Raw genomic sequence first — 24,860 nt, forward strand, 5'->3', positions numbered from 1 at the left:
TGGCAACATCTTCCGTTGTACGACAAACGTTCATTCTGAGTAAGGAGAGTCAATGGCAGGCGAGACTGTTATTACCGTCATCGGAAATCTGACCGCCGATCCGGAGCTGCGATTCACGCCATCCGGTTCAGCCGTAGCGAACTTTACGATCGCTTCGACTCCTCGCACCTTCGATCGCCAGTCCAATGAATGGAAGGACGGGGAAGCCCTGTTCTTGCGTGCATCGGTGTGGCGTGAGGCTGCAGAAAACGTAGCCGAGACGTTCACCAAGGGCATGCGAGTCATCGCCCAGGGTCGTCTGCGCTCGCGTTCGTACGACACCAAGGAAGGCGAACGTCGCACCGTCATGGAGCTCGAGGTCGATGAAATCGGCCCGTCGCTCCGCTTTGCCTCTGCCAAGGTAACCCGCACCCAGCGCTCCGGCGGTGGCCAGGGCGGCTTTGGCAACAACGGTGGCGGTGGAGGTTTCTCCAACGCGCCGCAGCAAAATGCCCCACAGCAGCCGCAGCCGCAGCCGCAGCAGGGCGGTGGATGGAATGCTCCATCCAACGACCCGTGGAGCACCGGAGGCAACTCCGGCGGTAACAACGGCGGCGGCGGTGGCTGGGGCAACCCAGGCAACGACGAGCCACCTTTCTAACAATTATTTATTCACCATCCCGCAGATCTCTCTGCGGGCTCCAAACCTAAGGAGCTCCACGATGGCTAAGGCTGAAATCCGTAAGCCCAAACCAAAGTCCAATCCCTTGAAGGCCGCTGACATCACCGTCATCGACTACAAGGACGTAGCGTTGCTGCGCAAGTTCATCTCTGATCGCGGAAAGATCCGCGCTCGTCGCGTGACCGGCGTATCGGTTCAGGAACAGCGCAAGATCGCACAGGCAATCAAGAACGCACGTGAAGTAGCCCTGCTGCCTTACTCCGGCGCTGGCCGAGGCTAAGGAAGAGGGATAGCAAAATGGCAAAGATCATTCTGACTCACGAAGTATCCGGTCTGGGTGCTGCGGGCGACATTGTTGAGGTAAAGAACGGCTACGCCCGTAACTACCTCCTTCCACGCGGGTTCGCACTCGTGTGGACCAAGGGCGGTGAGAAGCAGGTTGAGTCCATCAAGGCTGCTCGTGCCGCTCGTGCCGTTGCAAACCTTGAGGAAGCTCAGGCAATTGCGGCGAAGCTGAAGTCCCAGCCGGTGAAGATCACCGTCAAGGCTGGCGCTAACGGCCGCCTGTTCGGCACCGTTAAGACCGCTGACATCGCTGACGCAGTTGAGGCTGCCGGTCTGGGTAAGATCGACAAGCGCAACGTTGAGGTCAACGACCACATCAAGTCGACTGGCAACTACAGCGCAACCGTTCGCATTCACGCGGATGTTGTTGCAAACCTGAAGCTTCAGGTTGTAGCTGCTGCCAAGAAGTAAGTCTGCCTAGACTCACCTCTTCTCAATGGGTGGTGCATTCTCCGCAAGGGGAGTGCACCGCCCATTGGCGTTTAGCGGGTCTTCCGGGAACGGCTTAGCGCGCGTGAGAAGTCGATGAGGATTCCAAGTGCGATAAAGCCCAACGCTGGGAGCCAGGTTTTGGCTATCGTTCCGAGCCCGTTGAGCCCATCGGGGTCTTGGGCGCGATCGATCAGCTGAAATGCTGGCCACAGTATTCCCAAGGCCACTCCGATCATCATGAACATTTGATGCCCCTTTGCCGCGCCCTTTTTGGGGAAGCTGCCGGCGTAGTCATTTGGCGTGCCGAAGTTGTCCGTTGCCTCTTCGTAGTTATTGCACTCTGAGCTCACTTCGCGCAGAATATCGCGAATGGTGTCGGCGTTCAGGTTGCGCAGTGAAAGGCTGAAGCGCAGCTCTTCGAGGTAAGTGTCAATATCTTGCATAAGGCGCTCCTAGCCAATCTGGCGTAGCCAGAGTCGAATTTCTTGCAGGGTCTGTTGGCCCTGCTCGGTGATGGTGAAGTTCTTGCGCGCCGGTCCGCGGTCGGCGATTTCCCACTCGGCTGCGATATCTCCGGCCTCTTCCATGCCGCGTAGCAGGGGGTACAAGGTGCCGCTCTTGATCCCGGTGATGCCGTGCTCATCGAATTTTGAAAGCATTGAATAACCGTGGCTTGGCCCCTGGAGCAATTGGCTCAAGATCACGACGGGCAGCATGGACCGTCTGATTTGATGAACTACCTTATTCTCGTCCATCCCTTAAGTATGATTCTTACATAGCTAGGTTTTCATCCTGCTTTCGGATGATATTTCCCGATTTTCCCTAGTCGTTCGCGCTTAACTACATTCCATGCCATGGCGAAACCCTGTGTTGGCCCATAATTCACCAAATTGACCGGAACTAATGTCGTCATAATCATTGGGGAACGCTGCTGCCGCCCATAGCCTCGAATGTGAGAGTGGCTATGGTTGACCTAAATAAAGAGAAGCGGTGGAACACATGGGCTTTGCGTATGCCGATCCAGATGTATTAACTGATTCCCAGCGCGACGCGGTTGCCGAGCATCGGCGTACCGTGCAGGAAGAATCCCGCAAGCTGTCACTACGCGAAATGCGCGAAGATGCGCAAATGAGCCAGGTGGAACTGGCCGCATCGCTGAAGCTCAGCGTTGATCGCGTGGCCCGCATGGAAACCGGAGATATCGATCGCGTGCAGTTCGCAACCTTGCGCCGTTACGTCGAAGCGATGGGTGGCAGGCTGCAGGCAAGGGTTGTCGGCGAAACCATTCACGTGGACCTGAACTAGGCCAAGGGGCCGCCGCAGGCTAGACCGGTCGGCGCAAATTGGACGCACCTCGTCGCTAATATCCCCACCTATCGCGGATAAGGCCTGGTAGAGGTCTAACTGCAGGCGAATAACGGCTAAAGTATTCCGGTGAGATGCAGGTTATAGACCTGCATCACAAGGAAGTTTAGAAGGGGTTATTTTGCACGAGCGTATTCACCACCGAGCCTTTGTTGACCGTTTGATGAGTGCCGAACAGGCGGCAACTTTTATCAAACCCGGCATGACTGTGGCCATGAGTGGCTTCACCGGTGCGGGATACCCCAAGGCGGTACCCGGCGCGCTCGCGGCGCAGATGGAACGCCAGCATGGCGAGGGCAAGGACTTCAAGATCAACGTGCTCACCGGCGCGTCGACCGCCCCCGAGCTCGACGGAGTGCTGGCCAAGGCCGAGGGCATGAATTTGCGCCTGCCGTACATGTCCGATCCGGAACTGCGCCGCCGCATCAACGACGGCAACATGGAGTACATGGACATTCACCTGTCCCACGTCGCCCAGCACGCCTGGTTCGGCTTCTACGGCAAGATCGATGTGGCTATCGTCGAGGTCGTCGGGGTGACCGCAGAAGGCGACCTGATCCCTTCCAGCTCGGTGGGCAATAACAAGACCTGGCTGGAAATGGCAGACCGGATCATCATCGAGGTCAACACTCAGCAGTCCGCCTCCTTGGACGGCATGCACGATATCTACTGCGGCACCGCGCTGCCACCGCACCGCAAACCCATCAACCTGACCACGGTGCGCGACCGCATCGGCCAGAAATACCTGGACATCGACGTCACCAAGGTGGTCGCGGTCGTCGAAACCGACGCGCCCGACCGCTTGAGCCCCTTTGCCCCGGTGGACGAGACCAGCACGCAGATTGCCGATCACCTGCTGGACTTCCTGGATTACGAGATCCGCGCCGGACGGCTCACCGAGAAGCTGCTGCCACTGCAGTCGGGCGTGGGAAACATTGCCAACGCGGTGCTCGCAGGCCTGGCCCGCGGCGGCTACAAGGGCTTGACCGCCTACACCGAGGTCATCCAGGACGGGATGCTGGAGCTGATCAAGGACGGCACCATCGAGTTCGCCTCCGCCACCAGCTTCTCACTGTCGGCGGCGGGCATCGACGAGTTCAACAAGCACGTGGCCCACTACCGCGATCGCATCTTGCTGCGCGCCCAGGAAATCTCCAACCACCCGGAGATCATTCGCCGGCTGGGCTGCATCGCGCTGAACGGCATGATCGAGGCGGACATCTACGGCAACGTGAACTCCACCAACGTGCTCGGCTCGCATGTGATGAACGGGATCGGCGGCTCGGGCGACTTTGCGCGCAATGGCTACCTGTCGGTGTTCATGTCTCCGTCGGTGGCCAAGGGCGGCAAGATCTCGGGCATCGTGCCCATGGCCAGCCACGTGGACCACACCGAGCACGACACCATGATCCTGATTACCGAACAGGGCCTGGCCGACCTGCGCGGGCTGTCGCCGAAGCAGCGCGCCCAGCTGATTATCGACAAGTGCGCGCACCCGGCGTACCGCCCAATGCTCCAGGACTACTTCGACCGGGCCCGGAGCGAAAGCTACGGCAAGCACACCCCGCACCTGCTGGGCGAGGCCTTGAGCTGGCACCAGCGCTACTACGAAACCGGGGATATGCGCCTGGCCCAGTAGTCCGCCGCATACCGTGCAAGGAGCCCGCGAAAACCCTTGGGTTCTCGCGGGCTCGCGCGCGTTCACTGCCCCGAGTTCATCCCGGAGCAGACCAGGTCCGCGGCCAGGCGCAGCTCCATGGCGGACCGCTGCCCGCCGGTTGCCGCGCCCGGCAACGGCAGAGTCCTCAAATAGCCGGCCCAGAGCCGGCTGGCGGCCTGCAGAAATCGCTGATCCACCGCGGAACTCACGCTCAGGCTCAGCAGCTGCTCGATTGACTGCTCCAAATCATGCAGATAGCTTGCCAAGGCTGCCGCCACCTCCGCGTGGGTATGCTGTTCGCGCCACAGCACCACCCGGAGCATGGTGGAGCGCGCCTGCTCCGCGCAGTAGCGTTCGGCGATCATCACGAGGCCCGAGGCAGGATCGCCGGGAACTGCCAGCGCGCCGGAATCGATCTCCGTGCCCTGGAGGCGTTCCTCCAGCAAGGCCGTGAGCAGGGCGAACTTCGCCGGGAAATAGTAGAACAGGAGCCCTTTGGGTACGCCGGCATCCCTGGCGATATGCGAGGTAGGGGTCCCATCGAAGCCTTGCGCCGCGAACAGCTGTTCGGCTGCATTCAGGATGCGGGTGCGTGCGGAGGCTCCGGTTTCGTCGTTGGCACGAGGAGAGTGCTTGCCGCCGTGGGTCGGGGTGCGCAGGGGCATTGGGGAGATCCTTCCGCGATTGAGCTGCGGGCAAGAATGACGCGTGCGACTCAGCGGGCTCTGCCCGTTGTCCCGCACGCGTCCGGTTGCGTGTTGCAGATGGTTGTCAGTGCGCTGCCCGCGTGCCGCCGTGGGCTTCGTGGCGCATGTGCATCGCCGGTGCTATTGCCCAGAGAGAAGCAACCAGGCCGACGGCGCCACAGATCCACGAGACCCAAGAAGCAGTGGCATAGCCGCTTGCATAGGATCCGAGCCAAGGGGAGACGACCAAGAGCGCGCTGACCGCGGCCAGCACCCACTCCAAGCTGACCAGCCGTGGCATGGCGACACTCCATATGCCGACTACGACCATCAGGGCGCCAAGGCCCACCATCAGGTTCATGGACATCGTGGTGCCCGCGACCCATGTTGTCGACAGCGCGGCGTATGCGCCAGCCACCACGACAACCCAATCTTGCCACCGAGTCCACTTCTTCATTGAAAATCACCTTCCTAGAGGTCGGAGTGCTCCCTTTGGGAGTCAATTTCCAATTTATGTTTGATTGACCGCCCGGTCAATAGTTTATCCGGGGTACCGGACTGCGGCTGGGGAGCCGATTCGCGCCGCGCATGCCGCCGGGCAAGCAGCCCTCTGATGGTCGTATTTCCGGTAGCCAACGACGACTTTTTGCCGGTTCACCGGCGCTAGTGATGCAGGCTCGGGCGATAGATGAGCTCTTGCGTCCGGCCATCGAGCAGTCGGGACTCTACGAGTTCCAGGTCGAAGTCCTCGGCCCCCTCGAAGATCGGTGATTGCCCGGTCAGTCCGGTGAGCACCGGGAAGATGGTGACTTGGATATAGTCGACGAGGCCGGCTGCCAACAGCGAACGATTCATGGACAGCGAACCGTGAGAGCGCAGCGGCACCAGCGACTCGGCTTTCAGCCGCGGAACTACGGCAAGGGCATCACCGCGCTCAATGGCCGCGTCGGGCCAGTCCAGCGGGCCGACGAGGGAGTTGGAAATGACGGTGGCAGGCTGCTTGTGCATGGCCTCGCCCCAAGGGTCATCCACATCCGTATATTTCTCCGCCTCGGCCCAGAACTGGGCAAAGAGCCGATAGGTGTTTGCGCCGAAGACCATCCGGCAGGGTGGCGAGTAGTGCTCGAGCCGCCGAGCGAGCAGCTCCGGGCCCTGTTTGCCCCAGTAGCCGCCCCAATTTCCGGTGGCGCTGCCGAAGCCGTCGAGGCTGGAGAAGATGTCGAAGGTATATGTCGCTGCCATGGGAACTCCCCGTGAAATCGGCGCTAAGTGCACCTCACCTTACGCCTCGCAGGTGCGCGGGGGAACCCAAAGCAGGCATCAAGTCAGGCGTTCTCTGAATGCGCTGCAAGGCTTCGATTGCGCAGCACGTTCTTTTGCACCTTGCCGGTAGAGGTGCGCGGCAGATCCTGCGGGAACACGATGGTGCGTGGCACTTTAAATCCAGCTAGCCGTTCGCGGGCAAAATTGATCAGGGTCGCCTCGTCCAGGCTCGAACCTGTGGTGCGAATGACATAGGCGACCGGACGCTCGCCCCATTTGTCGTCGGGGACGCCCACCACCGCAAGATCCAGCACCTGCGGGTGCGCGGCGAGAGCCTGTTCGACCTCAATGGTGGAGATGTTCTCTCCACCTGAAATGATGATGTCCTTGGCCCGGTCACGGACCTGGAGGTAGCCGTCCGGGTGCATCACTCCCAGATCGCCGGTATGGAAGTAACCGCCGAAAAAGGCCTGCTCGGTGGCTGCCTCATCGCGGTAGTAGCCAATCATCACGTTGTTGCCGCGCAAGACGATCTCACCCATGGTTTGCCCATCGGCGGGAACGTCCACCATATTCTCGTCGACGATGCGTGCGCTTTCGGCGGTCAGCATGCCCACGCCTTGGCGGGAGAGCATTGCGGCTCGCGTGTCCGCATCCAGTTGATCCCAGTCATCCTGGTATTCACAGATGGTGTAGGGGCCATAGACCTCGGTGAGCCCATATACATGGACCACCTCGATGCCCAGCTTCTGCAGCTTCGTGATGATTGCCGGGGACGGCGGGGCGCCGGCGGTGGTGATACGCAGCGGATCGCACAGGGCGTGGGCGCGCGGTGAGTCGGCAATGATCGAGCAGACCGTGGGGGCTCCGCACAGATGTGTGGCGCAAAGATTCTCAATGGCGTCCCACACCGCATCCTCGCGCACGCCGCGCAAGCACAGGTGCGTGCCACCCGCGGCGGTGACCGCCCAAGGGGTGCACCAGCCGTTGCAGTGGAACATCGGCAGGGTCCACAGGTAACGGGTCTTTGCGGTGAAGCCTTGGTGATGGGCCTCGCTCAGCGAGTTCAGGTAGCTGCCGCGGTGCGAGTACAGCACGCCCTTGGGTTTGCCGGTGGTGCCCGAGGTGTAGTTCAACGTGATCGGGGCGCGCTCATCTGCCACCTCGTAGCTCAGGCGTTCCTCGCCGGCCGCGTCCAGCAGCTCGCAGAGCACCGCGTCCACGGCGACGGTCGGGCGCGTACCGGCGTATTGGTCATCGGTGATCTCGATCAACGCTTCCAAGCTCGGAATCTCGGAACGCAGGGTCGAAGTATTTGCCAACAATTCGGTATCGGCGAACAGCAGCTTCGACTCGGAATGATCCATAATATAGCGCAGCTCGGGCGCCGACAGGCGGGTGTTCAGTGCGATCAGCACGCCCCCGGCCAGCGGAACCGCGTAGTGGGCCATGAGCATCTCGGGAGTATTCGGCGCAAGTACCGCGACGCGGTCCCCGGGCGCGATCCGCGCCTTGACGACCTGGGCGAAGCGTTGCACGCGCCGCTCGAATTCGGCGTAGCTGTACCTGCGGGTCCCGTGGATCACCGCGGTCTTCGACGGGTATACCTCGGCCGAACGCTGCAGGAATCGCAGGGGTGTGAGTTCCGAGTGGTTAGCCTGAGTCATGACCATGTGTGCGATATCCTTCGATTCGTATCCGTGGTTTCCTTCAGCCTGCGCCTGTGAGCTGAAGCACTTGCGACCTTCATGGTGGCATGGACCTCGGGTTCAATCCAAGAACCGCAGTATCAATTCGTTCAGTGGCCGAAATTCAGCGCCGGGTGGCAGTTCGGTCGATGAGCGTCTCCGGGGAGATGCCGAGAATCCTGTCGTCACCCTCTTGCGGGGTGCCGCGACCGTCGGTGTTATTCGTCAGCACCCAGAGCTCGCCGGTCTCGCTGACCTTCACGTCCCGCAGGCGCCCATGGTCACCTACGAGGAACTCGGTGGAATCGTGAGGCGTGCTCAGCTCCACGGTTCGCAGGCGCTCCCCGCGCAGGTTGGCGATGTAGAGGACCCCGTCGTAAATGGTGATGCCGCTGGGGCTCGCGGACTGCGTGCTCCATTGCTGGATCGGGTCGCGGTATTCGGGATCTTCCGCAATGCCTTCGTGCGCCGGCCAGCCGTAGTTGGCTCCGGGCTCAATAATGTTCAATTCATCCCAGCGGTTCTGCCCAAACTCGCTGGCATACATGGTTCCGTCGGGAGCCCAAGCGATACCTTGTGGATTGCGATGGCCGAAACTGAATACCGGCGAACCGGGGAAGGGGTTGTCGCCGGGGACCTCGCCCTGAATGGTCAGCCGCAGGATCTTTCCGCCTAAACTTTCCAGATCTTGAGCCGAGGATTCATTTCCAGCGTCTCCCACGGTCGCGTAGAGCATCGAATCCGGTCCGATGGCTAGACGCCCCCCGTTGTGAATTCCTGCCGATGGCAATTCGGACAGGATCGTCCGCGGATGACTCAGCGCGAGCGCACCGCTGTCGCCGGAAAGTTCGAATCGCTGGATGCGGTTGCCGTCTTCTGCGGTGGAGTAGGCGAAAAGGTAGGGCTGTTGAAAGGCCAGCCCAAGCAGTCCGCCTTCGCCACCATGAACTACGTCGTCCAAGCGGATGATTTGCCGGGCATTGCCCGCTGAATCTATTTCCACGATCCGCCCCGAATCGCGTTCTGAAACGATCAGCGTATTTTCGGCGAAGACCATGGACCAGGGGGCGGCTAGCTCGGCTGCGATCCTTCGCGGTTCGGGCGACTTGGTATCGACTGCCCTGCTGCTTGACGTGGCGCCGGGGGAACGCGGTGCTTCGGCGGCGCATCCGGTGAGCATCGCGGCGCAGGCGAGAATTCCAAGGAAAACCGTGATCTTCGGATTACCAGCTATTCGAGGCCGCATGGTTTCAGGCTAGCAAGATCCGTTCGCTATGCAAGAGGCTGGGCGCTTCGTATCGCAGCGAAGGGGAGCGGTATCAGCGGGCCGCGCAGCCGCATCCGAACCCTCCTGTGATTGAATAAATTTCCGATGGACCCTCGAATACTTGTGGCTCATCGAATTTTGGGTTGAATATTTCGATTTGCGAAGCAATTTGTTTGACGCGCGGGAGCTTAGGCCAATATCGTTTTAATCAGAATCATGAGCGTCAGCTAAAGGCCCTGGCTAGCTGGCCGGCAACCCTCTATACGGTAGCGGGGTGCTCCAGGTGAAGATTCGGTGTCGCGCAACACCGCACGATACAAGTACCGCACATCGAGGCGTTAAACCTTCGACGGCGGGTAAGAGCAAGTCAAAGCTGCTTTAGCCTGCCGCCGACCGTCGCCGTACCGGTGGGCATGAAGCAAAGGAAGTCAAGGCATGTCTTTGAATCAAGAACTTGACGCACTGACGCTGCGCAAGGTTTTCGCCCAGCACCCATCGGGAATTGCCACTCTGTGCGCCGAAGTCAACGGGGAAAAGACGGGAATCGTCGCCTCCTCATTCACCGTAGGGGTTTCCTTGGAACCGGCGTTGGTGATGTTTGCCGTGCAGAAAACCTCGAACACTTGGCCGAAGCTGCGGGACGCAAATCGAATCGGCGTTTCGGTGCTCAGCGAGCGCAATGAAGGGGTCTGCAGGCAGATCGCTTCCAAGAGCGGAGATCGATTCCGCGGTGTGGACACCCACACCAGCGACGACGGCTCGTTGTTCATCCATGACTCAACGCTGTGGCTCGACACGACGATCTACAGTGAGGTTGAGGCCGGAGACCATTGGGTCATCCTGTTGCAGGTCCATGGCCATAAGGTCGCCGAGCATTCACCGTCGATTTTCCATGATTCACGATTTCACTCGTTACCAGTCCCGGAACTCGTCTAAATAGTTGTCTTCGCTTCGCGCCACCTGTCATTTTCGCTGACAAGTGGCGCGCAGTCGTTTAACTGGCCCGGCGAGCTTGGACCGCGCGGGCGCGTTAAGTTCATATGACCGCAGAGGGGTGCTCTGCATCGAATTGTGGATTACTCGCCTCGAAGTTACGTTTCAGTAGCTTTTTGGAGCGGTGACTACCGCGTTCTTCACGAAGATTCTTTCCACAAAACTATCCACACCTCTGTGGATGGTACGTTGATAAGTCGATGAAGCGGGTTGAAAACACCGGAATCCCGCGAGATATGCTGTGGATAACGTCATTTGCGAAGGTTGACTCTACAAAGAAATTAACTTTCTATCCACAGGTGTGCAAACAACAAACTCCAAGTCAGATAGTCATTAGCGCAACTTAAGTGGGGTAATCCACAAGCTTCTCCCCAAGTCGCACACAGGGTCATCCACAGCTAGAGGGGGATTATCCACAGATCTTGTGGATAACAGAGTTTGCGGCTATGGATAAGAGACCTACTGTTGGCTTTGGGACTGATATATCCACAGGTACCGCCGACACGATAACGTCGGTTGGCGGTGACATGCTTGAGTGTTGCCATCATGGCACAAGGGTATTTCCCAGAGGGTCAATAGGGGATGGAAGTGTCAGTTATGAGCGCGGAGCCGGTCTACGAGAGTCAGGGTTCGGAAGCGGGTCGCACCCCGCCACAGGATATTCCTGCCGAAATGTCGGTTCTTGGCGGCATGATGCTGTCGAAGGATGCGATCGCCGACGTGGTCGAGGCGCTGCGCGGAACAGATTTCTATCGCCCGGCCCATGAATCCATTTTTGACGCAATCATCGATCTCTACGGACGAGGCGAACCAGCCGATGCCGTGACGGTCTCCGATCTGCTCACCAAGCGCAGCGAGATCGCCCGCGTGGGTGGCGCCGCCTATCTGCACAACCTCATCCAGCAGGTGCCCACCGCCGCGAACGCCGGCTACTACGCCGAAATCGTGCGCGAACGCGCCGTATTGCGCCGCCTGGTCGATGCCGGGACCCGGATCGTCCAGATGGGCTATTCGCCCGATGGTGAGGTTGACGCGATCGTCAACGAGGCGCAGGCCGAGGTGTACAAGGTCGCCGAGAACCGCAACAGCGAAGACTACGTGCGCCTGAGCGACATCATCGAGGGAACCGTCGATGAGATCGAGAATGCGGCGAACGCCGGCGACGGAATTACCGGCGTGCCAACCGGGTTCTACGAATTCGACGAACTGACCCAGGGGTTGAAGGGTGGTCAGATGATCATCATCGCCGCCCGCCCCGCAGTGGGTAAGTCGACCTTCGCCCTGGACTTCGCCCGTTCCGCGGCAATTAAGAACAACATGGCCACCGTCTTCTTCTCGCTGGAAATGGGCCGCAACGAAATTGCGATGCGCCTGCTCTCGGCAGAAGCATCCATCCAGCTGCAGGATCTGCGCAAGGGTTCGGTGGAAGACGCACAATGGACGAAGATTGCGACCACGATGGGTCGCTTGAACGAAGCTCCGCTGTTCATCGACGATTCGCCGAATATGTCCATGATGGAAATCCGCGCCAAGTGCCGACGGCTGAAGCAGCGCAACGAGCTGCGCATGATCATCCTCGACTACCTGCAGCTGATGAGCTCGGGCAAGCGCGTGGAATCGCGCCAGCAGGAAGTGTCCGAGTTCTCGCGTAACCTCAAGCTGCTGGCCAAGGAACTCGACGTTCCGCTGGTTGCCCTCTCGCAGCTGAACCGTGGTTCCGAGCAGCGCACCGACAAGAAACCAATGATCTCGGACCTTCGTGAATCGGGATCGATCGAGCAGGACGCCGATATGGTAATCCTGCTGCACCGTGACGATGTCTACGACAAGGAAAACCGTCCGGGTGAAGCCGACGTGATCATCGCAAAGCACCGTGCCGGCCCCACCAAGACCATCACCGTGGCGTTCCAGGGCCACTATTCGCGCTTCAGCAACATGCAGAACGACGGCTAGCCTGCCGAGGCAGGCCTACGGCACAGGGCAGGGTCCAGGAATCCGCAAGATTTCTTGGCCCTGCCCCTTGGTTCAGCTGCGTTCTCCGTGCATCGCTGCGTGCCGATGATAGTGCTGAAAGCGCCGTCCATTCGCGCCGCGCGTGGGGCTGGCTGCCTAGAAAAGGCCAAGGACACCGCTGGAGAGTATCCCGGTAGCTCCCACCATCAGCGCTAGGCAGAGCGCGGTGATCTTGACCAGTCGGCGACGCGTATCTTCGTTAAGCATGGGTTCAGCTTACAAAGCCATGCGGTGCATCCACTAACCATCGGTGCCGAATCGGCGTCCGAGAAGTTCAATGAAAGAATGGCCGCATGCCATCACCACGTGACTCTGCGGTAGATTCCGCAACGGTTGAGTCGATCTATGCCGCCAAATATTTGGCGACCACCCTGGGCATGTTCGTCCTGGTCTTCTTGGTGGGTTTCGAAGCGTTGGCGGTTTCCACGATCATGCCGCTGGTCAGTGAGCTGCTCGATGGACAGAAGTACTTCGCGCTGGCCTTTGCCGCACCGATTGCCAGCGCGATGCTTGGCATGGTTGCTGCGGGAGAGGTTTCGGACCGAAGAGGCCCGAAGATTCCGCTGTACGCTTCCGTGGCTATTTTTGCCGGCGGCCTGCTTATCTGCGGCACCGCGGCGGATATGCAGGTGCTGATCCTCGGAAGAATTTTGCAAGGCATCGGTGGCGGCGCCGTGACCGTGGCAATCTTTGTGCTGATCGCTCGGGCATATCCGGCAAAATTGCACAGCAAAATTTTCGCACTTTTCGCCGCCGCCGGGGTGATCCCGGCGTTGCTCGGACCGTGGATTGCGGGCCTGATCGCCACATACCTCGGTTGGCGTTGGGTATTCCTTGGGGTGCTGATCTTCATCGCCTTCGCGATCGTGGCGGTCATCCCGACCCTGCATCGCATGGATTCTGCACGCGATGCAACCCTCGGTCCGGTCTCCATCAAGCGGCTACTGCTCGCGGGGTTCACCGGGGCTTCGGTGATCGCCATGAACCTGCTTGGGCTCATGGACAATGGGTGGCCCTCCGTCGTCGCCCTGCTGTCAGCGTTGGCGCTCGCCCTGTTGGCGATCCGGCCGCTGCTGCCCGTAGGGACCTTCAGCGCCCGGCGTGGAATGCCAGCCACGGTGCTGACCCGATCGCTGGTGGCTGGAGCATTTTTCGGCACAGAGGTCTACCTGCCGTATTTGCTGCGCGAAGACTATTTTCTGCCTCCGGACCGCGCGGGTCTGGTGCTCACCGCCTCCGCATTGTCCTGGGCCCTGGGCTCGTGGCTGCAGGGGAAAGCCGGTGAACGTTTAAGCAATTCCGCATGCATCGGAATCGGCGCCCTGGCCGGGGCGTTCGCCATCTCCACCGCGCTTTATGCCGCGTTGTTCCACCCGTCGGTGGCCATCATCGTGGTTGGTTGGGCGATAGGCGGATTTGGAATGGGAATGATCTTCCCACGCCAAAACGTGAATATGCTGGCCCTCTCCGGCAAGCAGGAACAAGGGTTCAACTCCTCGGCGATGACCATGGCGGATGCGCTGGGCAACGCGGGAGTGACCGCGCTTGGCGGGGTCATCTTCGCCACGGTGGCAGTGGGGCTGGGCTTCGCCGCGGTCTTTGCCTTCTCGTTGTTCCTGATCATCGTACTGCTGGTCGTTACGCCGCGGATCGAATCCCCGGCGGCGGCTGGCCCTAAGTAGCCCAGGCGTATGGAAACTGAGCTCCCAGCCATCGGCGCACCGGCCACCAGGGCGCTGCTAAGCGCTGGTATCACGAGCCTCGAACAAGCGGGCGAAACCGGCGAGAAAGCGCTGCTTCGGTTGCATGGCGTCGGACCAAAAGCGCTGCGCATCCTCCGTGAAGCCCTGGACAAGCAGGGTCTTGAGCTGCGCAGCTAGGCGCGTGGCAGGACTTTCAGGTGCTCTGGGGTCGTCGCGACGAGGTGTGGCTGGTATTCGGCGTGCTTAGCGACATAGGCCTTGACGTACGGGCAAACTGCCACGATCTTGGCTCCACCGGCGATGGTGTTGTCCAACGCGAATTTCACCAGCACACTGGCCAGTCCTTGTCCGCCGTATTCTTCGTCCACGGTCGTGTGGAAAAAGATCCGCTCGGTGCCAGCGGAACCGGTGAATTCTCGAAAGTGGGTTGCGCCAATGACCTTTCCATCATCGTCCAGTGCATATCGCCGACGTTCGGGCAGGAAAACAGGGGTGATTTCGCTCATTTGGTGGCCGCTTTCTAGGAGGGGTTAACTCGTGTACGTAGTCGGACGGTAGGTAGCGCCGGCGCCGGCAATGGCGCGGGAGTGTTTTCCGGAAATGGGCCAAAGCGGTCCTCCGAGCTGTCTCCTGGTTCGGCGCCGATTTCCGCTTGGTACTGCGCGCGGAATGCGAGGACTTCTTCATGGCTGCGTCCCACGAAGTTCCACCACATGAGGATCTCCTCTTTCAGCGGCTCTCCGCCGATCAGCAAAGCGCGGACCGGCTGCTCGCCGGCAGTGATGCGCAGCGTGGTGCATCCGGCCCGGACGAAGCCCAGTTCGCGGTGCTCAAGTGGTTTGCCGTTGACCGTCGGGCGGCCCTGATCAACGAGTACACCGTGTTCGTGATGTGCGGGGACCACGATTTCGACCTCGGTATGCGGGTCGAGGTGCAGTTCGGCCCCGCTGAGTTCGGTATGCGTCTTCACCGGGGAGGTGAGGCTCTGCTCGCCAATCGCGAGAGTGCCGAGGAAAACGTTGAGCATCCATCCTTGGCCGTATATCGGTTCGGGACGGTAATTTTCGAAGGTTGGTTCCATATTGCGCACCCGGTCAGGCAGGGCGGTCCATAGCTGGGCTCCGTGCAAGATCGTGGTTTCTTCGCAGAGCATTTCGGAATGCGTGATTCCGTATCCAGCGGTCATGAGGTTCAATTCACCGGGGCGCACTTTGGCCTTATGCCCGGCCGAGTCGATGTGTTCGATTTCGCCGGAGAAGAGCCAGGAGACGGTCTGCAGTCCGGTGTGCGGATGCCGTGGAACGTTCATCCCGCCGGTGAGCGCTACGTCGTCCGGTCCGTAGTGGTCGAGGAAGCACCACGCGCCGATCAGGCTGCGCTGTTTCTGCGGAAGAGTCCGGGAGACCGTCATGGCTCGCGGGCCACCGAGGGGGACTGGGCGGGGCTCCAGCGCCTGAACCTCTGAGCGTGCATCGAGGTTGCTGCAGTCGATTTCCGCCGGTGCCTGTTCAAGGTTGCTCATAACCTAAGACTAGGCAGGATGCCTGATTCGTGCCACCCATAGGGCGATGGTTCCCGCCCAGCTGGCCACGGCCACCCAAATCACTATCTGCCCCAGCGTAAAGAGAGCCGAGAAATCCGGTATTGATCCCAGGGAAAGGCATGCGGTGGCGAGCATGCCCAGCGGGAAGACAATCGCCCAAAGGCCCGTTTCATAGCTCAGCGGGTGGCGGTGGATGATGTGCCGCCAGATTCCGAAGACCAGCAGCAGGGGGATGAACCATAACCCTATGGCGAGCAACGCCAAGGTGGTAAAGGCGATATTTGCTTGCAGCCAGTTCGGAATCTCACCGCGGTTTGCCAAGCCGAGTAGTTGCGAACCGGTCAATACGCTGATCGCGGTGGACCCCATGAAGATCCAATACGTCGGTGAAAGCGTCTCGGCGCGGTTCGGATAGCGGATCATGCGCACCGTCACGAGGGTAGCGGTCAGCAGATAGAGCGCGCAGCCTAGCAACCAGATAGCTAAGGCAAGCATGGCGGCCCAGGCGCCGAAGCTCGTATGATGCGCTAATCCGCCGGCAACGGATTGGGTGGCCACCACCCAGAGGAACCACGACCCATTTGCGTGGGTCAGTGCCGGTTCCGGACGTTCATGCAGCACCAGCCCGGCGGGAATCGCGTAGGTGGTGATCAGCCAAATGAGCGTCCCGAATATCAGCGCGGTCAGTGCGGCGCCCGGGAGCTTCAAAACCGCCAGTGCGAGGGCTAGGACATTCGAGGCTGCGACCACGGTGAAGAACCCAAAACCAAGGGCCGGGTTCAGCGCATCAATTTGCACCGCCGTCGGATAGCGCACGACGCGCAGGACCAGCACCGTGAGTAGTCCGAGGAACATGATACCGGCCAGGATGCAGAAAGCCTGGCCGAGGGCGGAGAACCCGGAAAGCAGCAGACCCATGCCTACGATGCCGGTGGCCATCACGCTGGAGAATACCGACGGGGCAAGGGTGGCTACCCATCGGGTGAATCGTGAGCGGCTAGCACGCAGTTCTGGGTTCACCTAGGTCTCCTTGAAGTCTTCTTTGCCGAGATGTTGAGGCTAACGCCTGTGGCGCTCTGCCGCCAAGCCCCGACTCAGGATGCTGGCGTACGATCTTAGTGTCGGTACCGGCATGAACCCCAAGGAGAACAAAACATCGTGGACAGCTCCAATCTTCGTCGTGATGATCTGCTCAAGCTTGAGCGGCAGTTGTGTTTTGGACTGGCCGTCGCCTCACGATCGGTGATTTCAGCTTATAAGCCGGTGCTCGACCCATTGGGGCTGACCCACCCGCAATACCTGGTGATGCTGGCCCTGTGGGAATCTGCTCCAATCGGTGCGCGGGAGCTCAGCGAAAAGCTGCATCTGGATCCCGGGACGCTCTCCCCGCTGGTCAAGCGCCTTGAAAAAGCCGGATTGCTCGAGCGCAGAAAGAATCCGCGCGATGAACGCGCGATCTTGATTGAGACTACGCAGAAGGGTGAAATGCTGCGTGAGCAGGCGTTGGATATTCCCCATGAGATGCTGAGTCGGCTGAACTTAAGCGAGCAAAAAGTCGTTGAATTGTGCAAGATTCTGGGCGATGTGGTGGACGCGGGAATCGCGGCGCCCGCCGAGTGATTAAGGATATAGTTGGTGCACCAACTATTGGAGTAGGCTTAAGTCACGGACGCAATTGGCTCCGGCGCCCTGACAAATTGAGGTTTCCCCATGGACGAGTCACCACTGCCCATCATCAGCGACACCACCGGCTTGAGGCTTGGATATCGTGCCCGATGGCGCCTGAAGTATTTGGGGTTGAGTATTTTCGGCCCGGCCGAACGCTCGATCATGACCAGCCCACGCGAACGCATTAAATGGGACCGCGCCATGATGGTGCTGCGCGCCCACGAGGCCGCCGGAACTCAGGCCGATGAGCTAACCGTATATACCGCTAGCCGCATGGAATCCCGTCGCCCCAAATAGCCGGCTTTAGATTCCCCGCCGAGAGCACGGTAAAATCCGAGTATGCAGGAAATGAATGAACTTGTCTTGTCCCGGCAATTCGCCGCTCCTCGTGCTGCGGTCTGGGCCGCATTCGTCGAACCGGAGATTATTACGCAGTGGTGGGGACCGCATGGCTGGACGGTGCAGGAGGGCTCGGTAATTCTCGAGCCGAAGGTCGGGGGACGCCATGAGCTGACCATGGCACAAAGCGATAACCCGGAAGCTCAGGTGCCGCTCAAGGCAGTGGTCACGATCTTTGACGAACAGGTATGCCTGGCCAGCGCCGATGGTCCGCATGAGATGACGCTGGATCTGGTCATTCACACCAAGCTGGACTTCAAGGAATTTGCCGGCCAGACCTATGTGACCTTGACGCAGGGCCCATTGCCACATGAAGTCATCGAGAGCAGCCAAAAGGCCTGGAATTCCGCGTTTGCAAAGCTTGAATCGTTCTTGGCCGAGTACTTCTAAATTGGCTTCGACACCAGATAGCTGCGCGCGGACTTGATCCGTGCGGTTTTCGCTGCTCCGGTAAAGCGCAGCACATGGCTAAAAGCCGCGGAGATATCCTGACCGTTGGTGATATTTCCATCGGTGCTTCCTTCGCGACCGTGAGTGAGCACGCTTTTGAATTCGAGTGATTTCGTATCTCCTGAAATCATTACCCAGCTACAGAGCGCCTCGATCCCGTGCAGCGTTTCAAAGCCAACTATTTCCCATTCAATGTCCTCGGTGAGCCACAGCCTGAGATGATCCAGATCTCGCCCGTGCAGCGCCACGATCACTTCCTGAATCACCAGATGCCGTGGGGCATTACCGCAATTCTCCGGATAGCTCACTTGCATTGCTGACGGTTCGGCGCTCATCTTCTCACTTGCCTGAATTTGGACTCTAAACGGTTCGTCCCACTATAGCCACCAGCTGAACTCCGCGCGCAAAGCGAACTAACCGCGGCCAATATAGGGCATCCCTGCAGCGGTAATGGTGAGCTGATTGACCGAGACGGTGAGTGGGCTGTTAGCCAGGAAGGCTACGGCTTGCGCTGCCTGTTGCAGGTCGAATGTTGGCTCAACCTTGCGCGAGCCGTCGGCTTGCAAGGCTCCTTGCGAGGTGCCGAGTTCGTCCATGATGTCGCTAGCAGTGTTGCCGATGTCGATCTGTGAAGCGCAGATGCCAAACGGGCGGCCATCGAGTTCAATGGACTTAGTCAGCCCCGTGATGGCGTGCTTGGTAACTGCATAGGCCACCGACCGTGGTCGGGGCACTTGAGCGGAAATTGATCCATTGTTGATAATTCTTCCGCCGCCATGCAGCTTCATATGCTTAAAAGCTTCGCGGGCACAATTCATCGCTCCGGTCAGGTTCACCTGGCAGACTTTCTCCCAGTCCTCCGCGCTTAGCTCATCGATGGAGACCGCGGGACCGAACGTTCCGGCATTGTTGAATAGCGTATCGAGACGACCAAAATGCTCGGTCGCCTTCGCAAATAGGCATCGAACCTCTTCGGCGGAGGAGACATCGGCTTGGACCACTAGAGCGTTGCCGTGGCCTTGTGCTGCTTCCTGCAGTGTCTGTTCGGTGCGTCCGGCCAAGACCACATTCCAGCCCTGGGCTAGTAGCAGCCGTGCGGTGGCCCGACCTATGCCGGAGCCGGCTCCGGTGATCAGGATGCTGGACGTCGGCATGTTTGCAGATGGCATATTAACTCCTTTTGGCATCTAGCCTAGTCGCAGGTGCCATGGCAGCCGCGTATGTGAATCCGCCGGAGCATGCCTGAAGTTCGGCAGGTCCAGCGAAGCCGATGCAGGTTGCCGCGGGAAGGACAACTAGGCTTGGAAAGACTCAAAAATGAACTTTGAAGGAGTCTTGTGTTCCTCGACGTGCTGTTCGGTGTCCTGCCGCTGTTCTTCGTGATGCTCATTGGCTACGCGGTCAGTTATTCACCGAAATTCCCGCCCAGCGTGGAACCGGCTCTGAACGTTTTTGTCTTTTACGTGGCACTGCCTGCATTGCTGTACAAGGTGGTTGCCCGGGCCGATGTTAGTCGGGGAGTTCCGTTCGATTTCCTGTGGGTCAGCATCGTCTCGACGTTGGCATTCGCCCTCATCTGTTGGGTCCTTTTCCGCTATGTGTTGCGCGTAGAGCGCGGGCGGAGCCTGGCTGGCATGCTCAGCACCAGCTTTGGCAACGTCTCCTATCTGGGAATTCCGGTAGTTCTCGGGGTGCTCGGCAGCCAAGCCGGTCTCGCCGCAGGCATGGGGCAGCTGGTCCACAACGTTATTTTTATGGTGGGTTTTCCCATCTTGGCCCAGCTGATGATGCCGGCAGGCCCGGGAAACAGGCATAAGCCCAGCGGTCGCCGGATCGCGTTGACGGTTCGCAATGCACTGCTTTATAGCCCGGTTACCTGGGCCATGGTGTTTGGCGGAGCAGTGGTGATGTGGGGGATCCCCATTCCAAAACCGCTTGATGACACCGTAGACCTCATTGCCGCCGCGGCAGCCCCCGGAGCCTTGTTCGTAATCGGTCTATCCTTGCGGCGCACCGTTCAGCGCACCCTGGACCGGCGGGCGGGGACGGCGCATACCAAGGTGCGTGGAGCCAAGCGAACCATGCTGGTCATGGTGGTTGGCAAGCTGGCGGCATTGCCTCTGCTGACCGTTTCGATGCTCTGGATTTTCGCGCCGGATCTCGAATCGATGTGGTTCAACACCGCGGTGCTTATGGCAGCTATGCCGACCTCCGCCACGGCCTACATCATGGCTCACAATGACACCGGTGACGGTGAGCCGACGGCGCTGGCCATCGTGATTACCTGCGCCCTGTCGGTAATCGCGCTTCCGGTCTTGGCGCAGCTGGTGCTCAAGTAGATCCTCGCGGGCAGCACTTCTCTTCATGGTTGAAGCTCGCGCCGAAGCGGGTTCGTGGAACGATCCCGGTGCCAAGCACGCCAAGCACGCAGCGCAATGATCTTTCGATGCCTCCCTTGAGCCCCACGTCCGTTTGACGTGGGCCATTTAAGAACATAAAGGCCATGCTCGGCGCCTCCGGAACATGGCCTTTATGAAGTTTTGCACCCCTAGGGGTCGGCGAACTAGTTTCTGCGCAGCAGGCGGTCCAGGAAGCTCGGTGCCGAAGTGTTGATGCGTGCCCGCGGGGACATGTCAGGGTCCAGATTCTCGATTGGCTGGAACATGCCCGTCTGGAGCGCCGCGGTCGCCGAGAGGACCCGCGCTTCCTTAGGTGAGTAGTTGATGCTTGCCGACTGGTTGGCGGTCATGGCGACCCTCCTTTTGCGATAAGTTGATTCCGTAATGCGGAAGTTTATTTTTGTCCTACGAAAACAGTATGTCGGGTGAGCGCGGCTCCTGGCAAGGGTTTCGGCCTAAAAACTTCCCTGCGACCGAAATTTCCGACAATAAATCACACTTCAAAAAATTTCCCTCGAAAACCACTTGACGGAGGTAGTGTGAGTTGGCTTACAGTAGTGGAACGAAGATTCCACGATCCAAAAACATCGAGTCGAAGCCGATAGAACCATCGGTGGTAAGGGTGTTCAGCCATCGGATCGTGGTGTAAGAAAAGAGCTGATCACCCGATGGACCTGCATGTTTTTAACAACTTACCCGAGGCAGACGCTGCCGCCGTCTTGCGGCCATGCCTCGATGTGGAGCGTTGGATCAACGAGCTTGTGGCCGCACGCCCCTATGCAGACAGTGCTGCGCTAACGGCCGCAGCCCAACGCAGTGCCGCGCCCTTTGGCGAGTCAGAAATCGCTGCGGCGCTGGCGCATCACCCCCGCATCGGCGAGCGGGCTCAGGGAGATTCCGCCGAAGCTTCGCTCTCCCGGGGCGAGCAAGCAAGCCTGCGGCTCGATGACGATGTCACCTCCCGTCTGGCCGAAGCCAACCGCCGCTATGAAGCCCGCTTCAACAGGGTTTTCCTCATCCGTGCCGCGGGGCGGAGCAGCAATGAAATCCTCGCCGAATGCGAACGCCGCCTCGGCAATGACGAGGACACCGAATTGCGCGAAGTAGCCGAGCAGTTGCGTGCGATTGCGCTGCTCCGCATGTCCAGCGCGGTCAGCGGCTAAAGCCAACCCTTGAGCTAAGGAGTACTTCATGGATGAATCGACCGCAGCACGCAGTCACATCACCACCCACATTCTCGACACCGGGACCGGGAGGCCTGCCTCCGGTGTCAAGGCCACGCTGGAAGCCAACAGGGCATCCGGCTGGCAAGAAATCGGATCCGGACTCACCGATGCGGACGGCCGCATCAAGACTCTGGGGCCGGCTCAGGTTGAAGCAGGACGCTACCGGATTTCCTTCGAAACCGGCGACTACTTCGGGAAGCAGGGAACGGAAAGCTTCTTCCCCGCGGTAAGCATCGACTTTTACGTCAATGACGTCGACCAGCATTACCACGTACCTCTTCTTATCAGCCCGTTTGCATATTCCACGTACCGAGGAAGTTAGAACCATGACTACCGAAATCAATGCCCCAGCAGGAACCAAGATCGTGCTTGGATCCAACCAGTATGGCAAGGCCGAGGTCCGCCTGGTAAAAATCACCCGCGACACCGATCGCCACCAGATCCAGGATCTGAACGTCACCAGCCAGCTGCACGGCGACTTCACTGCCGCCCACATCGACGGAGACAACGCCCGAGTCGTACCCACCGACACCCAGAAGAACACCGTCTACGGATTGGCCCGCAACGGCGTGGGCGCCATCGAAGACTTCCTAGTTCAGCTGGGAAATCATTTCACCGGCGAATTCGACTGGATCACCGGTGGCCGATGGGCGGCGCAGCAGTTCTTCTGGGACCGCATCAACGACCACGACCACGCCTTCTCGCAGAACAAGTCCGAAATTCGCACGGCCGTCCTGGAAATCGGGTCCGACGGAGAAAAGAGCATCGTCGCGGGGCTGGAAGGCCTCACCGTCCTGAAGTCCACGGGCAGCGAGTTCCACGGATTCCCGGTTGATCGGTACACGACGCTGAAGGAAACCACCGACCGCATCCTGGCCACCGATGTCACCGCCCGCTGGCGCTATAACCCGGAGGCCGTGGCGGCCGGCATCGACTACGACGCCGTATACAGCTCGGTGCGTTCGCTGATGCTCACCCAGTTTGCGCAGACCCACTCGTACGCGCTGCAGCAGAGCATGTACAACATGGGCCAAGCGGTTCTTGAGGCGCATCCGGAAATTGCAGAGATCAAGATGTCCCTGCCGAACAAGCACCACTTCCGGGTGGACCTGGAAGTCTTCGGCCAGGACAACCCAAATGAAGTGTTCTTTGCCGCAGATCGGCCCTATGGACTGATCGAAGCTACCCTCTCCCGCGAGGGAACCGAGGTCAACCATCCGGTGTGGGCCAATATCCCTGCATTTATCTAACCCGATGTGAAAAGGGTGTGCCGGTGCGGACACACCGGCACACCCTTTATGGCAGCGACTGACGTAGGAGGTCAGCCTTGAGCGCTACACCTGATGAATCTATCAAAGCACTACGGCCAGAGGACGCTAAATTACCATTTGGCAAGTCACTGGCCTACGGGCTTCAGCATGTCCTGACCATGTACGGGGGAATCATCGCCCCGCCCTTGATCATCGGCGGTGCGGCGGGGCTGAGCAGCGAAGAAGTCGGATTGCTCGTGGCCAGCTGCCTGTTCATTGGCGGGCTGGCAACTATCTTGCAGACTGTAGGAATTCCCTTCTTCGGAGCTCAGCTGCCGCTGGTCCAGGGAACCTCCTTTGCCTCGGTCGCCACGATGGTTGCCATCGTCAACGGGGGAGGAGGCATCCAGGCGGTCTTCGGCGCGGTTCTCGTTGCCGCGCTCATCGGGTTCCTCATCGCGCCGTTCTTCGCGCGGGTGATTAGGTACTTCCCGCCGGTGGTCACCGGGGTGGTCATTACGATGATCGGCATCTCGCTGACTCCGGTCGCGGCGAACTGGGCCATGGGAGGAAGCGCCGAGGCTCCCGATTACGGTTCCTTGCCGAACATCGGGCTCGCCGCCGGTACGCTGCTCGCCGTGCTGCTGCTTTCCAAGGTCGGCAACGCCGCAATTTCGCGGATGTCGATCCTTTTGGCTATCGTCTTCGGCACCGTGGCCGCGGCCCTGCTCGGGATGGCAGATTTCTCCGCGGTCGGTACCGGCTCGGTCTTCGCCTTCCCGCAGCCGCTGGCCTTTGGCATGCCGGTCTTTGAGCTGGGCGGAATCATTTCCATGACCATCGTGGTCCTGGTTATCCTGACCGAAACCACCGCCGATATTCTGGCAGTCGGTGAGATCGCCGGATCCCGGGTGGATTCAAAGCGCATTGCCGACGGGCTGCGTGCCGATATGGCCTCCTCGGCCGTGGCTCCGCTGTTCAACACCTTCACGCAGTCGGCCTTCGCGCAGAACGTCGGTTTGGTGGCCATCACCGGGATCACCAGCCGCTTCGTGGTCGCGGCCGGTGGCGGCATTCTGGTGGTGCTCGGCCTGCTGCCGATCCTGGGGCGTGTGGTCGCCGCGATTCCTACCCCGGTGCTCGGCGGTGCCGGAATCGTGCTCTTCGGCACCGTAGCCGCCTCCGGAATTCGAACCCTGTCCAAGATCAAATATGACGGGATGAACCTAGTCATCGTGGCCGCATCGATCTCCTTTGGCTGCGTCCCGATCGTCAAGCCGGACTTCTATGCGAATTTCCCAACCTGGTTCGAAACCATCTTCCACTCGGGGATCTCTTCGGCCGCGATCATGGCGGTGCTGTTGAACTTGCTATTCAACGAACTGAAATTCGGGAACTCGAAGAACTCTTCGGTGTTCTCCGCCGCCCCGCCGCGCATGGTGAAGCGCGAAGAAATCTGCGGGCTGATAGAGGGCGACCACTATGAAGGTGGAAAGCTCATCGACAAAGAGGGTTACGAGATCCCCGTGGTCACGCCGGAAGAATTCGAGCAGATCCAGACGGGGGCCATCGAGATGCCTGTACCCAGAGTTGCCAAAACCGCGGAACACTGAGGAAACGGCTGAACCTGCCCCCAGCGTCGACGAAGTGCTCGATGACGAGAAATAACCATCAGCGGATAGTGCTCGCAAACCCCGGTTTGCGAGCACTTTCATTTGTGCTCCAACTATTCTCCGGCCGCACTTGCGCGGGCGATGATGCCCGCGGCAGCGAAGATGGACTACCAGCGGACCCCGAGGGCATTGAATTCGGGCGTTCCCATGGAAACAAGCAATGCATTGAATCCCTT

At 59.7% G+C, this 24,860-nt stretch carries 30 protein-coding genes and 1 riboswitch; of the genes, 17 read left to right on the forward strand and 13 right to left on the reverse strand.

Annotation, left to right across the window (positions count from 1 at the left end):
- The first annotated feature begins 52 nt into the window (after positions 1-52).
- From CQ019_RS07225 to rplI, 3 genes are all read left to right on the forward strand, one after another.
- A complete protein-coding gene (locus tag CQ019_RS07225) occupies positions 53-640 on the forward strand; it encodes a single-stranded DNA-binding protein (protein ID WP_105569338.1) in 588 nt (195 codons plus the stop codon).
- 61 nt (positions 641-701) lie between these two features.
- Positions 702-941 carry a 30S ribosomal protein S18 gene (rpsR, locus tag CQ019_RS07230; RefSeq protein ID WP_026820365.1) on the forward strand — a complete coding sequence of 80 codons (240 nt, stop codon included), beginning with the start codon at positions 702-704 and terminating at the stop codon, positions 939-941.
- A gap of 17 nt (positions 942-958) precedes the next feature.
- Positions 959-1,417: a 50S ribosomal protein L9 gene (gene rplI, locus CQ019_RS07235; protein WP_096282849.1), complete on the forward strand. Its 459-nt coding sequence runs from the start codon at positions 959-961 to the stop codon at positions 1,415-1,417.
- A 71-nt stretch (positions 1,418-1,488) separates the two neighbouring features.
- Here the strand turns inward: rplI and CQ019_RS07240 are convergent, their stop codons facing one another.
- Positions 1,489-1,881, reverse strand: a complete 393-nt coding sequence (locus tag CQ019_RS07240; protein WP_105554027.1) for a hypothetical protein — start codon at positions 1,879-1,881, stop codon at positions 1,489-1,491.
- A 9-nt stretch (positions 1,882-1,890) separates the two neighbouring features.
- Positions 1,891-2,193 carry a PadR family transcriptional regulator gene (locus tag CQ019_RS07245; RefSeq protein ID WP_105569339.1) on the reverse strand — a complete coding sequence of 101 codons (303 nt, stop codon included), beginning with the start codon at positions 2,191-2,193 and terminating at the stop codon, positions 1,891-1,893.
- Between the two features lie 244 nt (positions 2,194-2,437).
- Between CQ019_RS07245 and CQ019_RS07250 the strand changes: the two genes are divergently transcribed.
- Positions 2,438-2,743 carry a helix-turn-helix transcriptional regulator gene (locus CQ019_RS07250; RefSeq protein WP_105569340.1) on the forward strand — a complete coding sequence of 102 codons (306 nt, stop codon included), beginning with the start codon at positions 2,438-2,440 and terminating at the stop codon, positions 2,741-2,743.
- A 181-nt stretch (positions 2,744-2,924) separates the two neighbouring features.
- Positions 2,925-4,442 carry an acetyl-CoA hydrolase/transferase family protein gene (locus CQ019_RS07255; RefSeq protein WP_374954787.1) on the forward strand — a complete coding sequence of 506 codons (1,518 nt, stop codon included), beginning with the start codon at positions 2,925-2,927 and terminating at the stop codon, positions 4,440-4,442.
- A 62-nt stretch (positions 4,443-4,504) separates the two neighbouring features.
- On the opposite strand, the gene CQ019_RS07260 is transcribed toward CQ019_RS07255, so the two are convergent.
- The 5 genes from CQ019_RS07260 to CQ019_RS07280 form a co-directional block, all read right to left on the reverse strand.
- Entirely contained in the window at positions 4,505-5,128 is a 624-nt protein-coding gene (locus CQ019_RS07260) for a TetR/AcrR family transcriptional regulator (protein WP_105554024.1), read from the reverse strand.
- A 106-nt stretch (positions 5,129-5,234) separates the two neighbouring features.
- Positions 5,235-5,606: a hypothetical protein gene (locus CQ019_RS07265; RefSeq protein WP_096282839.1), complete on the reverse strand. Its 372-nt coding sequence runs from the start codon at positions 5,604-5,606 to the stop codon at positions 5,235-5,237.
- A gap of 206 nt (positions 5,607-5,812) precedes the next feature.
- The gene (locus CQ019_RS07270; RefSeq protein WP_096282838.1) at positions 5,813-6,391 is read right to left on the reverse strand and encodes a dihydrofolate reductase family protein; all 579 of its coding nucleotides are present in this window, start codon (positions 6,389-6,391) and stop codon (positions 5,813-5,815) included.
- A gap of 83 nt (positions 6,392-6,474) precedes the next feature.
- Positions 6,475-8,085, reverse strand: coding sequence for an AMP-binding protein (locus CQ019_RS07275; protein ID WP_105554023.1), 1,611 nt, complete (start codon positions 8,083-8,085; stop codon positions 6,475-6,477).
- A gap of 139 nt (positions 8,086-8,224) precedes the next feature.
- A complete protein-coding gene (locus CQ019_RS07280) occupies positions 8,225-9,346 on the reverse strand; it encodes a sorbosone dehydrogenase family protein (protein WP_105569341.1) in 1,122 nt (373 codons plus the stop codon).
- A 233-nt stretch (positions 9,347-9,579) separates the two neighbouring features.
- Positions 9,580-9,696: riboswitch (SAM riboswitch) on the forward strand.
- A 106-nt stretch (positions 9,697-9,802) separates the two neighbouring features.
- Between CQ019_RS07280 and CQ019_RS07285 the strand changes: the two genes are divergently transcribed.
- From CQ019_RS07285 to CQ019_RS07300, 4 genes are all read left to right on the forward strand, one after another.
- Positions 9,803-10,303: a flavin reductase family protein gene (locus CQ019_RS07285; RefSeq protein ID WP_105554021.1), complete on the forward strand. Its 501-nt coding sequence runs from the start codon at positions 9,803-9,805 to the stop codon at positions 10,301-10,303.
- A 654-nt stretch (positions 10,304-10,957) separates the two neighbouring features.
- Positions 10,958-12,313, forward strand: a complete 1,356-nt coding sequence (dnaB, locus tag CQ019_RS07290) for a replicative DNA helicase (protein ID WP_096282830.1) — start codon at positions 10,958-10,960, stop codon at positions 12,311-12,313.
- A 353-nt stretch (positions 12,314-12,666) separates the two neighbouring features.
- Positions 12,667-14,055, forward strand: a complete 1,389-nt coding sequence (locus CQ019_RS07295) for an MFS transporter (RefSeq protein WP_105554020.1) — start codon at positions 12,667-12,669, stop codon at positions 14,053-14,055.
- Between the two features lie 9 nt (positions 14,056-14,064).
- Positions 14,065-14,253, forward strand: a complete 189-nt coding sequence (locus CQ019_RS07300; RefSeq protein ID WP_096282827.1) for a DNA-binding protein — start codon at positions 14,065-14,067, stop codon at positions 14,251-14,253.
- Here the strand turns inward: CQ019_RS07300 and CQ019_RS07305 are convergent.
- From CQ019_RS07305 to CQ019_RS07315, 3 genes are read right to left on the reverse strand one after another with little or no spacing between them, the layout of a single operon-like run.
- Positions 14,250-14,582, reverse strand: a complete 333-nt coding sequence (locus CQ019_RS07305; RefSeq protein WP_096282825.1) for a GNAT family N-acetyltransferase — start codon at positions 14,580-14,582, stop codon at positions 14,250-14,252. The two genes, CQ019_RS07300 and CQ019_RS07305, sit on opposite strands and share 4 nt — an antisense overlap.
- Before the next feature lie 14 nt (positions 14,583-14,596).
- Entirely contained in the window at positions 14,597-15,598 is a 1,002-nt protein-coding gene (locus tag CQ019_RS07310; protein WP_096282823.1) for a pirin family protein, read from the reverse strand.
- 9 nt (positions 15,599-15,607) lie between these two features.
- Positions 15,608-16,639: a tellurite resistance/C4-dicarboxylate transporter family protein gene (locus CQ019_RS07315; protein WP_105569342.1), complete on the reverse strand. Its 1,032-nt coding sequence runs from the start codon at positions 16,637-16,639 to the stop codon at positions 15,608-15,610.
- 138 nt (positions 16,640-16,777) lie between these two features.
- Here CQ019_RS07315 and CQ019_RS07320 point away from each other — a divergent pair, with 138 nt between their 5' ends.
- The 3 genes from CQ019_RS07320 to CQ019_RS07330 all read left to right on the forward strand — a co-directional run bounded on the left by CQ019_RS07320 (position 16,778) and on the right by CQ019_RS07330 (position 18,076).
- Positions 16,778-17,239: a MarR family winged helix-turn-helix transcriptional regulator gene (locus tag CQ019_RS07320; RefSeq protein ID WP_105554018.1), complete on the forward strand. Its 462-nt coding sequence runs from the start codon at positions 16,778-16,780 to the stop codon at positions 17,237-17,239.
- A 90-nt stretch (positions 17,240-17,329) separates the two neighbouring features.
- Positions 17,330-17,584: a hypothetical protein gene (locus CQ019_RS07325; protein WP_105569343.1), complete on the forward strand. Its 255-nt coding sequence runs from the start codon at positions 17,330-17,332 to the stop codon at positions 17,582-17,584.
- Positions 17,585-17,626: 42 nt separating this feature from the next.
- On the forward strand, positions 17,627-18,076 hold the full coding sequence (locus CQ019_RS07330) for an SRPBCC domain-containing protein (protein WP_105554017.1): 450 nt from the start codon (positions 17,627-17,629) through the stop codon (positions 18,074-18,076).
- Here the strand turns inward: CQ019_RS07330 and CQ019_RS07335 are convergent.
- Complete coding sequence (locus CQ019_RS07335; protein ID WP_105554016.1) at positions 18,073-18,471, reverse strand: hypothetical protein; 399 nt, start codon at positions 18,469-18,471, stop codon at positions 18,073-18,075. The two genes, CQ019_RS07330 and CQ019_RS07335, sit on opposite strands and share 4 nt — an antisense overlap.
- A 78-nt stretch (positions 18,472-18,549) precedes the next feature.
- Complete coding sequence (locus CQ019_RS07340) at positions 18,550-19,305, reverse strand: SDR family oxidoreductase (RefSeq protein ID WP_105554015.1); 756 nt, start codon at positions 19,303-19,305, stop codon at positions 18,550-18,552.
- Between the two features lie 168 nt (positions 19,306-19,473).
- On the opposite strand from CQ019_RS07340, the gene CQ019_RS07345 reads away from it, so the two are divergent.
- Positions 19,474-20,475 carry an AEC family transporter gene (locus CQ019_RS07345; RefSeq protein ID WP_105554014.1) on the forward strand — a complete coding sequence of 334 codons (1,002 nt, stop codon included), beginning with the start codon at positions 19,474-19,476 and terminating at the stop codon, positions 20,473-20,475.
- 224 nt (positions 20,476-20,699) lie between these two features.
- On the opposite strand, the gene CQ019_RS07350 is transcribed toward CQ019_RS07345, so the two are convergent.
- Positions 20,700-20,885 carry a hypothetical protein gene (locus CQ019_RS07350; RefSeq protein WP_096282807.1) on the reverse strand — a complete coding sequence of 62 codons (186 nt, stop codon included), beginning with the start codon at positions 20,883-20,885 and terminating at the stop codon, positions 20,700-20,702.
- A 318-nt stretch (positions 20,886-21,203) separates the two neighbouring features.
- Here CQ019_RS07350 and uraD point away from each other — a divergent pair, with 318 nt between their 5' ends.
- The 4 genes from uraD (at position 21,204) to CQ019_RS07370 (ending at position 24,624) form a co-directional block, all read left to right on the forward strand.
- Complete coding sequence (gene uraD, locus CQ019_RS07355; protein ID WP_105554013.1) at positions 21,204-21,698, forward strand: 2-oxo-4-hydroxy-4-carboxy-5-ureidoimidazoline decarboxylase; 495 nt, start codon at positions 21,204-21,206, stop codon at positions 21,696-21,698.
- 28 nt (positions 21,699-21,726) lie between these two features.
- The gene (uraH, locus tag CQ019_RS07360; RefSeq protein WP_105569344.1) at positions 21,727-22,083 is read left to right on the forward strand and encodes a hydroxyisourate hydrolase; all 357 of its coding nucleotides are present in this window, start codon (positions 21,727-21,729) and stop codon (positions 22,081-22,083) included.
- Between the two features lie 4 nt (positions 22,084-22,087).
- Complete coding sequence (gene pucL / locus CQ019_RS07365; RefSeq protein WP_105569345.1) at positions 22,088-23,011, forward strand: factor-independent urate hydroxylase; 924 nt, start codon at positions 22,088-22,090, stop codon at positions 23,009-23,011.
- Between the two features lie 77 nt (positions 23,012-23,088).
- Positions 23,089-24,624 (forward strand): nucleobase:cation symporter-2 family protein, encoded by a 1,536-nt coding sequence (locus tag CQ019_RS07370; RefSeq protein WP_181148322.1) that lies wholly within the window; start codon positions 23,089-23,091, stop codon positions 24,622-24,624.
- Positions 24,625-24,860 lie beyond the last annotated feature (236 nt).

Source organism: Arthrobacter sp. MYb229, assembly GCF_002975405.1.
In the GTDB taxonomy this organism is placed as follows: domain Bacteria; phylum Actinomycetota; class Actinomycetes; order Actinomycetales; family Micrococcaceae; genus Glutamicibacter.